The sequence below is a fragment of the uncultured Gimesia sp. genome (assembly GCF_937910335.1).
In the GTDB taxonomy this organism is placed as follows: domain Bacteria; phylum Planctomycetota; class Planctomycetia; order Planctomycetales; family Planctomycetaceae; genus Gimesia.
Genome location: NZ_CALEMX010000171.1, coordinates 1 through 13287, shown reverse-complemented (window position 1 = coordinate 13287; position 13287 = coordinate 1). Strand labels below are relative to the sequence as shown.

The following is a 13287-nucleotide window of genomic DNA, read 5'->3' as shown; positions in this document are numbered from 1 at the left end:
ACTCAATTCATCGCCTCGAAAACAAAGTGCTGCTCAGGTCTGAGATTTTTTAGCGCTTCGGTTGAGTTTACTTCCCTGATTCAATTCAATAGGACGATCTCCTTGCGCGCAGTTTATCTGTTGCCTATGCGCAATGATTTTCACCGTTTTTGGCCTGTTGAATTGGGAATACGATACCGCTTATGCGTTATGAGCACGTCTGCATCGAAGCCGTTAGTTGTATTTTGCCTCCACATATCGTCACTTCAGACGATATTGAAGCGCAACTGGAACCGGTCTATGAACGGTTAGGCTTACCTGCGGGCAGGCTGGAGTTGATGACGGGCATCCAGGAACGTCGCTTTTTTGATCGAGGCACAGCCCCGGGAGTTATTAGTGCGCAAACGGTGAATCGCCTGCTCGATCAAACACAGCTGGATCGAAACTACGTGGGTGCCTTGATTCATGGTTCTGTCTGCCGCGATCAATTAGAGCCTGCTACTGCCAGCGGAGTGCACCATGCAGCGGGTCTGCCAGACAATGCGCTCGTGCTCGATATCAGTAATGCCTGCCTCGGTTTACTTAACGGGATGGTATTTCTGGCAAATATGATCGAGATGGGCCAGATTCGCGCAGGCATAGTTGTGGGCACCGAAGTCGGACGTGATCTTGTGGAAGGCACCATTGAAGATCTGTTAAATGACCCTGCTTTGACCCGCAAATCGATCAAAAACGATTTCGCCTCGCTCACTATCGGCAGTGGATCGGCTGCGATTCTGCTCTGTGATCGGAGTCTGAGCCAGACAGGTCACCGATTACTGGGAGGAACGTTTCGCACGGACACTTCTCAACACGAACTCTGTGCAGGTGGCGTAGAAGCGCAAAAACATGGCGACCATCGGCCACGGATGCAGACCGACTCGGAATCGTTACTGGTAGCAGGCGTCAATCTGGCTATTCCTACCTGGGAAAAAACCAAAAAAACGCTGGGCTGGAAAAATGCAGACGTGGATCGCGTTTTTACACATCAGGTAGGTAAAGCACATCGCAAACTTCTGCTCGAAAAACTGGGACTCGATCCCGCCCTGGATTATCCCACGGTGGAAACACTCGGAAATACGGGAGCCGCCGCGCTCCCCATGGCCTGGGCGCTGGGAATTGAAAACCAGGTCCTGAAAGAACAAGATCGCGTGGCCTTACTGGGAATCGGCAGCGGACTCAATTCTCTTATGCTGGGTGTCCAGTGGTAATCGATGTCCTGAAGTGATGGCTATTTTCATAGTCCAGAAAGACACCCGGATTCCTTCGCCAGATTCTCTAACTTTTTTCCGTTCAGAGCCCGTCCGCAAACAGCAAACTGTCCGAAGAGATGTCTCAACACTGTCAGGCCAGAGAAATTGTAGCGGTTAAATCCTTTGGTGAAAATGTTCTGATTACGTGGCAGAATTGGATTAGGAATATAGTTGTCAGAGCGCTTTTGAAGTTCTCGTGATTCGTTCAATTCATTCCGATCAGCATGATTGATTTGAACCCTACGATCCGATCCAAACTAAAGGGGATCAATTTATCCAAGATGACCTTCTGTGAGAGAAACTTGACTTAAGTCAGTCAAAAATTCTTGGGCAATTTATTTGCACGATTGAGAGAACCAGAAGTTCCTCATCCAGGCACGTATCAGCAAGGAATGCAAAATGCGTCTTCACGCAATTTTTTCACTGGCTTTGATGGCTACAACGTTTTCAGCATTAACGGTAAAAGCAGAACCAGATCAGATAGAGCTTCCACCGGCTCCTTCCGCGTTAGCAGAATCCGAGGAAAACCAGTTGGCACTCACAGAACCGGCTGAAGTCTTTCAGTCCGTTTCTCAACCGGCCCCGGAGAATCAACTGAAACCGGAAGTCACAGAGTCGGAAGATGAGATTATCTTTGATGATCCCGCACCGTCCAAGCCGGCTCCCAACCCTTACAAGCCATTATTTTTCAATAATACATTTGGGGCCTATCTCGGTAATCCATCAAGCCCTTACTTGTTCGGCGAAGAACTGAAGATGATGTGTCTGGGAGACGAATGCTCTCCCTACACACTTTCTGTTGGCGGCGAATTACGTCATCGCTATATGCACGAACAAAATCGGCTCAGACCAGGCGGACCTATCAACACCGACTACAATCTCTGGCGCTGGCGTCAGTATTTTGATCTACAAGTTAGTGATGTGGCACGCGTTTACTTCGAAATGCTAGATGGTTCCATCTTTGATAATGATTTGCCGCCATTGGGAATCGACATCAATCGCTGGAATATCCAGAACGCGTTTGTCGATGTCAAACTGCATGAGACAGATGGGACACCAGGCTGGTTCCGCTATGGACGACAGGAACTACTCTACGGGGCACAACGATTGGTTTCGCCTCTCGACTGGTCAAATACTCGCCGAAACTTTGAAGGCTTTAAATATTTTCACCATTCCGACTCTTTGCGGATCGACGCGTTTATTACAAACCCGGTCAACACAGCTGCTGGAAATGTTCCCTTAAGTCAATACGATAATGGTCGAGATAAACCCGATACTTCAACCACATTCAGTGGTGTTTACCTCTCGTTTCTCTCAGACTCGCCGCAGTTAATCGACCTGTATTATTTATGGTTGCGAGATGAAACAGTGACCGCGAATCGCCCCGATGGTTCCCGGCACACAGTGGGGGCTCGCTACAGAACCACATCGGAAGTTTTGGACGCCTGCTGCGATGTCACTGGCATCTGGGATTTCGAAACAGAAGGCGCGTACCAGTTTGGTAACGACAATGGCCAGAGAGTTTCGGCCGGCTTCTTTACCTCCGTCTTAGGGCATACCTGGACCAGCTTGCCCTGGAGTCCACGCTTGAGCGGACTGTTCTACTATGGATCAGGTAATTCTAATCCGGGTGGAACTACCAACAATACGTTCAACACACTCTATCCGTTGGGTCATGCCTACTGGGGAATTATCGATAACCTCTCAGGACAGAACCTGTACGATTACAGTCTGCAGCTGAATGCGAAGCCATCGAAAAAAGTCGGCCTGGTAGGCGCGTTTCACTGGTTCGAAAAAGCAACCGCCAACGATTTTCTTTATAACGTGGCAGGAGCCCCTACAGGAACATTGGGAGGCAGCCGGGACATCGGTCAGGAACTCGACCTGATCGGTACCTATACCTTTAACCCGAACTTCAATATCCAAGCCGGTTATTCCTGGTTCTGGTACGGTTCTTTCGTTGGCACGAATATCCCCCCACGCAATACGGCAACACAGTTCTACGTGCAGACCACTTTGCGTTTCTAGACTAACACGATTCCCATTAGCAAAATTAAAAACAGGATGACCGCCTACCCGATCATCCTGTTTTTTTTAATTCGCCAGCAAGATTACTTCAGCTGCTCATCAATCCAGTTTGCCATTTTTTCCACTTCTTCATGGATCGTCGGCCAGGGGTGACCCCCTCCCTTTTTGACGATTAAGGTCACGGGAACATTCGCCTTCTCCAAAGCGGCGACCATGGTCCGGGATTGCTGTAGAGGCACCATGAAGTCGGCTGTTCCGTGAATCAACAAAAACGGCGGCAACCCCGGTTTGACAAGTCGCGCGGGTGAAAATGCGGTTCGCAATTCATCCAGTTTTTTCTCGTCGATAGTTTCAGAACCGGTTTCAGAACCCCGCGGCGTGATCAACCGCCGAATGGAATTCCCAAGGGGATCATTACCACTGATATCGATTTTCAGCCCTCCATAATTCATCAGGTCGGTGGGAGGAAAAAACACACCCACTGCTTTCACGCGCGTTTTGGATTGAGGATCATTGGCAGACACTGCCGCCATGCAGGCCAGGTGCCCACCCGCGGAAGCACCCAATAATGCCAGTCGATCAGGATCGATTTGATATTCTTTCGCATGTGATTTCACCCAGACGATCCCACGGTTCACATTTTCCAGCATTTCCGGGCCGTTAAATTTGCCAATCGATCCGGGACGAATCGCAAATACCGTATAACCTCGACCGCAAAAAATATCGAACATTTGCGCCCGCTTGTGATCTCGAATTTTTCCACGATCAGAATGGTAAGCACCAGAGGCAATATCCACGATGGCCAAACCATTTGCCTCACCGCGGGGAGTAAATATATCCAGCAGCAAGCCCACGCCATACACTTCTGCATACACGACATTTTGTCGCTGAAGATAGGGAAGTTCAGACTTCTGTTCTGCGTTAACTGGTTGCTCAAACAGGATTAAAGAAAAGAGACCAATCAGACAGAGGAAACAAGGCACTCTGGGAATCAACATGAAATCACACCTGACCAAAAAAAATATGCAGTAAAACGAAGGAAATGGGGATTTGTTAAGTAAAACGCTAAGCCAACGGGTATCTTAACGAATGAAAACCAAAAACCGAAACACAAACGGCGCGTCAACCGAAGCATCACCCGCTTAACTCAGAGATTCTTACTAGAAAATGCTCGCAATTGTTTCAAAAAAACCTCTAAAATAAAGTGGAAGTCATATTTTCACGAGGATGCCAGAAATGGGTAGATTTATCAAAAATCAAAAACAGGAAATCTCCCGCCGCCAGTTCATGCAGCTTTCAGCAATGGGAGTACTCGGCACGGGAATGTCCGGCTGGTTACGCAGACTGGCAGCAGAAACGGCCAACGATCCACAGAGAAAGCGTGCCTGTATCCTCCTCTGGATGTCGGGTGGCCCCAGTCAATGTGATACCTTCGACTTAAAACCCGATCATGAAAACGGCGGCCCCTTCAAACCCATCGAAACCGATGTCCCCGGGATTCAAATTTCAGAGCATCTTCCCAATTTAGCTAAGGTGATGAAACACCTGACTCCCATTCGTTCGATGAGCACCAAAGAAGGAGACCATACGCGCGCGACATATTTACTGCGCACCGGCTATTTGCCTTCCGGTCCGCTCAGTTATCCCACAATCGGATCGTTCCTGAGTAAAGAACTGGGAGCCAGCCAGGCCGAGCTTCCCAACTTTGTCAGCATTGCACCGAACAGCATCCTCAGTCCAAACGCGTATGGCCCCGGTTTCCTGGGTCCGAAGTACGCCCCGCTGGTGGTCGGAGAAGGAACCGGTTTCGTTCAAGCGGATGACCAGAACGTAGACCTAGCATTGAAAGTGAAAAATCTGACTCTGCCTCAGGGAATTACCCTCAAGCAGGCCAATAACCGCTTATCCATTTTGAAAGATCTGGAAAACGATTTCACTGCCACACATCCCGGCATTCCCACGAAGAGCCATCGCACCGCTTACGAAGCAGCCGTGCGGATGATGCGCTCCAAAGCCATCAATGCCTTTCAACTCGATCAGGAACCAGACACGCTCAGAGACGCTTATGGCCGTAATCGATTTGGACAAGGTTGCCTCCTGGCGCGACGGCTCATTCAGCAGGGAGTTCCCTTCGTTGAAGTCTCTTTGAACGGAGTGCAGGGAACGAACGCCTTTGGCTGGGATACGCATCAGCAAAATTTTGAAGCCGTCAAAAGCTTAAGCGGCGTTTTAGACCCTGCCTGGGCAACATTGATGACCGACCTGGAACAGCGCGGGCTTTTGGAATCCACGCTGATTGTCTGGATGGGAGAATTCGGACGCACCCCCAAAATCAATCAGAACACAGGCCGCGACCATTTCCCAGCCGCCTGGACCACCGTACTGGGCGGAGGCGGCATCAAAGGCGGACAAGTCATCGGAAAAACCAGCGACGACGGTATGAAAGTCACCGAACAACCAATCGCGGTTCCCGATCTGATGGCAACCATCTGCAAAGCACTGGGCGTTGATCCGGAAAAACAGAACATGTCCAACATAGGCCGCCCCATCCCCCTCGCCGATCATGGTGCAAAACCCATCCAGCAGATTTTGAAAAGTACATAGGATTGACGCACAACGAATTCTAATAACGCTAAATGACAAGCTGAGCGAACTCCCGCAAGTTTTTTGGTCTAGGATTAAAGTGAACCTGTGCCCGTTTTGTTTGTTAAATTCAAAATGTATGTCTATGTTCGAACTCGTGCAAAAAAATTGTAAACCGGAACTCTAATTTCTAATCGAGTGCAGAATAATGACCAGTATAAACACGATTACCCACAGTGTTCGCGTTCTCCTGAATACCACCGTTAAAAATATCGGTCTGTTAGTTTGGCCTGACGAGAAAGGACTCAAAGAAACGGACGTGAATCTTTTCTTTGAATTAAAGAGACCGGGAGCTCCAGACACGATCAAAGTATTTTTTGGTACAGAAGCTGATGGTGAATCACCCTCAATCGATTATGAAGACGATTACAGGGGCATAGGCCCAGCACAACCATTTTCTACTTTTCCAGATCGGCTAGTCAAATGGATTAATGATGATTATTCCAATCCCGATGGTTCATTTTCGCCGGAATTGTTTATATTGTCGCCTGGTTCAGATCATGAACTTGCAAAATTTTGTAACCTGGAGCTGACTGGCGCTTTAATTGTTTGCTATAGGGAAGATGCGCCCAATCCCACTGGGCTTGTCTTCGAATTTGAAAATGGCAAACAGATCTGGTCTGTTCCCGGGATCTGTGGAAATACTGTCAAAACACACATTTCAGATGACTATTCTTGGGGCAATCCCAATTTTCTAGAAAGAATTGAAAAAGGTGAATGAGGAAGGCGGTTGGTTTTTTCATCCAACAGTAAGCAGTTAAGCTAAACGTAGAGTGGACCCACGGTCCACTCTACGCAAAGATGCAAAAACTTTATTGCAACCGCTTAATTAGATCCTGCGCCTTGCTTTCAAAAATAGCCTGCCATTCGGGAGCCAGCATACAGTCGCTGTCTTCCTGGGCGCCGCCCACGTTTTTCAGCTGAGCGGCTGTCGGGGCGTAATAGATGTAGCCGTTCGTGTAGCCGGCGACGAATGTGTTTTCGTGTGGCGACTTTTTCTTGATGTTCAAACCAATGCCCACGGTCAGTTCCGCCGGGAACGTAATCATGCGGAAGTCACCCACTTTGATGCCCAGTACTTCGACGTCTACCGTTTTCTTCTTGGCAGCCTGATTGCGGGTCTGGTGTTTGTTGAGCAATGCCAGGTTCGCTTTGTTGCGCGTCATTTTTTCCATCTTGATAATGTTGTTCATGTAACGTTCCATGTTCGCGCGGTTTTCTGCATCCAGCTTGCTCAAACCATCACGCCCCAGCTTCTGTTCCAGCAGGTACCGATGTGAATAGTATGAAGGATATTCTTCATACAGTTTGTATTTCACGATCAATGGCAGAAAAGTCTTCAGGTTCAAGCTCGTGCCTTGCAGAGACTTCAGCAATTGTTCTTGCTCTGCTTCCAGAGATGTAATGCGCTTCGCATTATTCGATCGAGGGAGAGCCAACGTTTCATTGATGACTTTCAACGAGCCGGCATCGTTACACTTAATTTTTTTCAACGCCTTCAACGTACTCAGCCCCAGCAGATTACCCAGCGTCTCGGCGTCGCGGGGATTATCGACATCTTTGTATTGCGCCGGGTTAATATCACCTCCACAACCCTGCACGAAAAGTGCCAGCGCACCATCGCTCAAGTTGTCTTCAATTACTTGCGAAGCAAAGCCACTCATGTCAGCTGTATTCCCTTTGTTGGGAACACCTTGAATGGGATGGCAGGCGAAGTTATACACAACCGCTAACGTATCGCCATTTTTTTTGTTGAGTTTGAGAATACCGATTTCAGGATCAATAGGACCGATCTTCGCGACTTCTTCATCAGTGGGCAACGAATACGCATGACGCACGTCCGCTTCTTTGCCACTTTTCAAAATCAACCGGCGATTTTCCATGACACGATCTTCATGTCCGGTGCCCACGCCGATAGTCACGGGAACCATATTTTTCGCCGCCGCTTTGATCGCCTGAACCGTCCGCTGTTCCACGTCGGCACAAACCACGCCATGACAGTGGCTGGCGTTGATCATGATGTTCGCAGGATTGATATCCAGTTCTTTAACGACTTGGGCACGCACATTCGCAAGATATTCATTTTTGATCGAGCCAATCTCAGCGACGGCAACGGCATCAACCGTCACAATCGCAGCGGTAGTGTCACCATCTTTGATGACCAATGCTTTCACATACAGTGGATCATTTACCAGTTTGACGTTTCGATTAGTAATGTCGACTTTCGCAGCACCAGCCAGCAGTTCGCCTGCAGTAGCCAACGCGGGCGTTACGAAACCAACGACTGCGATCAACAAAATCGAGCAGATCAGTTTGAATGAAAATCGGGAATCGTGCGAGCGGAGGAAGAGAAAATTCATGGAATGTTGATCTCTGCTTGGGTTGACGTTGTGCGGGAAGGTTTATGTGTGCTTATCGTTATCGGAGAATCGTGTGATCTTTTAGTGTAACTGAGTCGGCGTGCTTCTTTCACCCCTTCATTCTGTAAAAAACACGAAAAAATCAAACTCGCAATATCGGTACTGAGGCAGAAAATTCAGATCAGTTCACCGCGGGTTGTGCGATAGACTGTGCAATCACCTGTTTTGCGAATTGATCGTAGGCAATGGTCAGGGGCCCCCGGGCCTCATAGATTAAGCCGTTATGGGTTCCTCTTTCGATGGTTACCATCTCTTTGGGTACACCGCTCGCTGAGGTGGCTGGTGCCGCTTCGAATAGTTTTTTCCCCAGCGCATAAGGCACGACTCGATCTTCGGTTCCATGAATCAACAGCAGCGGACAAACGATATTCGAGATGACACTCTGGCTTCGGTATTGATCCCAGAGTAACCAGGAAACGGGGACGATAGGATAATGATGCGAGGCGGCATCCACCATCGAACTGAACGTAGACCGCAATACCAGTCCCGCCGGCGGCGTATTCTGTTGACAGAGCTCGCTGGCAAGTAAGGTCGCTACCCCTCCGCCGAGAGATTCGCCCATCAATATAATCCGGTCGGGGTTAATCTTGCGATTGCGCACAGCATACTTCCAGAAAGCACGCGCATCTTTAAGTAAACCGGTCTGGCTGGGGCTGCCCGGGTTTTCAGCGTAGCCGCGATAGTCAAATGCGAACACATGCATGTTGAGGCTGGCCAGCAACCGACAGGTTTCGATACGATGCAGTCGATTCCCACCGTTGCCGTGTAACAGAATCACCACCGGGCGCCCTTTCGCCAGTTCAACATTGCAACTCTCATGATCGGGGCAGGCAATCTGACCCGCGATAAAATGCCAGCCTTTCAATTCCAGACCATCTTCTGTTTTGGTAGAAATTTCATGCACAACGCCGTAAGGAGTGTTAGCCAAATCGATAGATAAAGTGTCAACCCGCGTCGGCTGATAGATCAGCCAGCGCTGCACCAGCATCAGCAGAATCATCGCCAGAATATAAAAAGCCAGAACGCGGGAGAAAAAATAGACAAGCATTTGTTTCCCGTTTTGCGGTTTACCAAACATCCCCCCCGGCATCGGTACCAGCCACGGCAGCAGGCGATTCCAGGTTGACGGGCTTTTCGTATTCATGAGTTTTCGAACTCGTTTGAAAAAAGTAAGACAGGACCACTTCACTACTATTCTATACCGCGAAATCGCAATTACCAGAAGAGATTTTTCCGAAATGGTGATCCTTACATTTGCAGGCGAATCCACTAAATGTCTCTAGTTTGTTCCCAACACCAGCTGAAAGCAATAAAATCGATATCACATATCACACCTGTTTTCCTATGACAGAGGATCAATATGTTAAATTATCGACGGGAATCGCGTTTGTTATTTCGAAGGCTTCCGTACTTGCTGCTTGCCTGTCTGTTCATCTCAAATTCCAGTCGTTTGCGCGCGGAAGACGTACCTCAGTTTTATGACCCTATCGAAAAACACATCGAAGGCTGGACCATCGCCGTCGATCCGTTAATGCTCACCGAAGAACACGCGGAAACGGGCCAGAAAGCTTTGGACGCTTTGGCGAATCATTTGCAGCGCGTGAAGTACATCGTTTCCGAAGAGCGTGTCGCGGAATTACAAAAACTGCGCATCTGGGTCGAGTGGGATAACAAAATGCTCAACACGATGGCCTATCATCCGAGTAAAGCCTGGTTGAAAGCACACGGGCACGACCCACGTCTCGCGAAACACATCCATATTTCCTCGGTCAAAAAATTGCTGGATCGGAAAATGTGGGCCAAGCATCCATACTGTGTTCTGCACGAACTGGCCCACGCGTATCACGATCAGGTTTTGAGTTTCGATCAGGCAGAGATCGTGGCCGCGTACCAAGATGCAAAAAAGAAAGGCATCTACGAAAAAGTACTCGTGCATACCGGCAAACAAGCCCGGCACTACGGCTTGAACAACCACAAAGAATACTTTGCAGAAGCAACCGAAGCCTATTTCGGCGTCAACGATTTTTATCCCTTCGTACGAGCGGAACTCAAAGCGCACGATCCAGGAATGTACGCACTGCTGATTAAAATTTGGGGCCCGATTTCGTAGTCTCTGAAATCATATAGTGAGCGGCACGGCGCGAGGTAGTGTTAATTTAATAGTACTGAGGATCATTCTCAGGAAAGTCACCATTAACGAGATCGGTATTTACCGCGGCTAATGCCTTGCGGCTGATCTTGTTTTTGATCATTAGCCGAATGGCGTTAGCCACGGTTCTTCCCAAGGTGCAAAGAACTATTGGAAATAAGAAACATTTCCTAGCCGCCGTTGGTGGATCGAGCGATGAAATTTTTTAACGGTGGCCATCAATTCCGCTCAAAGATTTTCTTACAGCGCACCTTTTTTCTTCAACCGTTCCCGTTTCTTTTCTTCGCGGCGTTTATCCCGTTCTTTTTTGCGGGCTTCGCGCTCTTTTTGCAGTTGCTCCATTTCTTCGGGAGTGCGATCAGGAAACAGACCTTTAAACTGGTCACTGAAGCCATTGCCTAAAACCGCATCCAGCGCATTGATTCCCATCTGCTTGGCATAGTTACCAATCTGGCTCGCATCTACCTTAGGTTTCTTCAAGGTACCTTTAATGGGGATACGCAAAGGGCGGCCGATGAGCGATTGGACGATTGGCTTGGCACTGTCTCCGGAAACCATTTTAGAAAAATTAACTTCTGCAATTAAATCCAACGAGTCATCCAGGCCAACGGATCCAGTCGTAGTGACGGTAATGCCTTTCATCATCTGTACCTCGAATGGCGAGTGATAAACGCGGCCTTCGATCATGTGGTAATGAACTTCTTGATTGTCGACCTGCATCAATACGGATTTCGGGTCGAGCAGACCTCCGGACCGGTTGAGTTTAATGACGGCAATTACCTGAGTGATCTTTTCCGCGAGCGCGTCCAGCAGCGGACCCGGTCGCACACGAGCCGCCTTCACGATAAATGTACCTTTGGCTTCTCCCAATTTCGGATCGTTGAGCGGTATGATGGCATATTCCTGATTGAGCGAAAACTGTCCCTGAATGCTCGTACTGTTGGCAATCATCGGGGCAACAAAACGGAGAGAGTTGCGTGTCATCTCGGGAGTGAACTGGAAATCCTGAATGACGGCTCCGCGTTCGAACACTAAAGCTGCGGGCTTCACATCCAGACGCACAATCGGGGCCAGCCGCAACCGTCCACCACTCACTTGCAGATCGAGGGGAGTAAAGTGGATTTGTCCGTCTTTGATCGTCGCTTCAATCGTGGTTTTTCCACTCGATAAACCGCGAATATTAGCTTTATCCCAACCCACGCCCGCTTCTCCCGTCAGAGCCATGTATCGATCAGTGGGCGTAAACAGCGGTTGCGTATCGGGCATTAAAGGGCGAGGCCTGACATTGAGTACCACATCTTGAAGCTGGTCGGATGTGCCAATTCCCAGAGGTCCGTTTAGCTTGAAAGGTCTGGTTTCATGGCCGACGATATCAACATCCGGTCCGAGTTTGCTGCGTAACAGAGGCGTCAAATTTTCCCAATCGTAAGTCACAGCGCCCGTGAGACGCACCAGTTTGCGAGTGGAAAATTCGCGGATCTCACCTTTGGCTGTCAGATCCAGCATCTCCGATTGAATCGACATCTGATTTAATGTCAGCGTATCAGAGTTCAAATCCTGCAGCGTATCCCCTTCAAGGCGCACTTCCGGTTCACTCCAACTGATGGCCCAGCCTGGATTACGCTCGCTAGCCACAATTTTTTTCTGGGTCTCTTTTTTCTGCGGATCCAAATTTTCCTTGAGGGGTGCTTCGATGGCAAAGTTGGCAATGGTGGTGCGCCAGTTTGCCATACGAGAATCTTCGGTTACAATGACGTTTGCCTGACCGGAAACCGTGCCATAATATTTCTGAGCCGGTATCTCATCTGGATTCTGGAACCAGCGGCTCACTTGATGTAAATCGGCTTTCATTGAGAGCGATCCAATAAAAGACGGGGTTTTGATGTCGTCGTTCGGCAATTGAACCTCCAGCTTTTCTCCGTTGAAGGCGATCGCACGACCACGATAAGAAAACGTCGATGCCTGCAGCTTTTTCAGTTTCTGATCCCAACTGCCCGCCGTCTTGATTTCGGCCCGTGGTTCATCAAACCAGAGCGTAGGGGTATAAACGCGCGCGTTCGTCAGGTCGATGCTCGTATTTTCATGCACAATCATTTGATTGCTGATGGATACCGAAGAAGCAAACTGAATCTCGCCCCCCAGTTGCAGATCTTTTTTTGATAAAGGCTGCAATCGATCAGCCCAGGATGCGAGCTTGCCCTTCAATTGAATTTTGAAAGGCAGTAATTTTTGTTCTGCGGATGTATCCGGTTTACGGCTGACGGTAGTCGGCTGTTCGAGATTGGCTTGAAATGCATCCTGATTGGCGATCAGCGTGACGATGAAACGCTCGACATGTATTTGTTCCGGGTCGGTTTTGCCGGCCCCTTCGACGGTCAGTTTCAAGGATGGTTCACGCCAGCCTCGACGATTGGGGAAAGACAGTTGCAGATTTTCGAAGCTCAGAAATGAGAGCGTTTCCCAACCCTGATCGGCGATTTGAAAATCAACCTGACCCTCCATTTTCCCTTTCAACGCCACCGTTTCTAAATCGAGGAACTGTTCCAGATGCGTGGAAAGCTGATCCAGATTCGCATCCAGATTAATGGTTAAGTGTTTCGCATTCCCGGTTCCCGATAACTCCAAAAAGTCGGATTCACATTTCAATGATTGAATTTGATAAGACTCCGGCTCTTTCACAATCTGCATGACTAAAGACACCGGTTGTTGCCAGCGAATTTCACGACCCTTGTTGCGCCCCGTTAAGTCTGACGTTTTCCGACTGACAAACCAGGTG

Annotated in this window: 9 protein-coding genes; 5 read left to right on the top strand and 4 right to left on the bottom strand. The window is 48.9% G+C overall.

The features are described 5' to 3' along the window. The first annotated feature begins 182 nt into the window (after positions 1-182). Entirely contained in the window at positions 183-1229 is a 1047-nt protein-coding gene (locus Q0668_RS06660) for a 3-oxoacyl-ACP synthase III (RefSeq protein ID WP_298861687.1), read from the top strand. A gap of 441 nt (positions 1230-1670) precedes the next feature. Next, the gene (locus tag Q0668_RS06655; protein WP_298861684.1) at positions 1671-3299 is read left to right on the top strand and encodes an alginate export family protein; all 1629 of its coding nucleotides are present in this window, start codon (positions 1671-1673) and stop codon (positions 3297-3299) included. 83 nt (positions 3300-3382) lie between these two features. Here the strand turns inward: Q0668_RS06655 and Q0668_RS06650 are convergent, their stop codons facing one another. Then, on the bottom strand, positions 3383-4297 hold the full coding sequence (locus Q0668_RS06650; protein ID WP_298861681.1) for a prolyl oligopeptidase family serine peptidase: 915 nt from the start codon (positions 4295-4297) through the stop codon (positions 3383-3385). Between the two features lie 238 nt (positions 4298-4535). Between Q0668_RS06650 and Q0668_RS06645 the strand changes: the two genes are divergently transcribed. Both Q0668_RS06645 and Q0668_RS06640 read left to right on the top strand, forming a co-directional pair. Further along, a complete protein-coding gene (locus tag Q0668_RS06645; RefSeq protein ID WP_298861679.1) occupies positions 4536-5903 on the top strand; it encodes a DUF1501 domain-containing protein in 1368 nt (455 codons plus the stop codon). A gap of 187 nt (positions 5904-6090) precedes the next feature. After that, on the top strand, positions 6091-6663 hold the full coding sequence (locus Q0668_RS06640; protein WP_298861676.1) for a hypothetical protein: 573 nt from the start codon (positions 6091-6093) through the stop codon (positions 6661-6663). A 91-nt stretch (positions 6664-6754) separates the two neighbouring features. Here Q0668_RS06640 and Q0668_RS06635 read toward each other — a convergent pair whose 3' ends face one another. Together Q0668_RS06635 and Q0668_RS06630 are read right to left on the bottom strand one after the other, a co-directional pair. After that, positions 6755-8302, bottom strand: a complete 1548-nt coding sequence (locus Q0668_RS06635) for a hypothetical protein (protein ID WP_298861673.1) — start codon at positions 8300-8302, stop codon at positions 6755-6757. Between the two features lie 181 nt (positions 8303-8483). After that, positions 8484-9506 carry an alpha/beta hydrolase gene (locus tag Q0668_RS06630; protein ID WP_298861670.1) on the bottom strand — a complete coding sequence of 341 codons (1023 nt, stop codon included), beginning with the start codon at positions 9504-9506 and terminating at the stop codon, positions 8484-8486. A gap of 216 nt (positions 9507-9722) precedes the next feature. On the opposite strand from Q0668_RS06630, the gene Q0668_RS06625 reads away from it, so the two are divergent. Continuing rightward, positions 9723-10472: a metallopeptidase gene (locus Q0668_RS06625; protein WP_298861667.1), complete on the top strand. Its 750-nt coding sequence runs from the start codon at positions 9723-9725 to the stop codon at positions 10470-10472. A gap of 279 nt (positions 10473-10751) precedes the next feature. Here Q0668_RS06625 and Q0668_RS06620 read toward each other — a convergent pair. Next, positions 10752-13287 (bottom strand): hypothetical protein (locus Q0668_RS06620; protein ID WP_298861664.1); only part of this gene is annotated, 2536 nt, incomplete at its 5' end.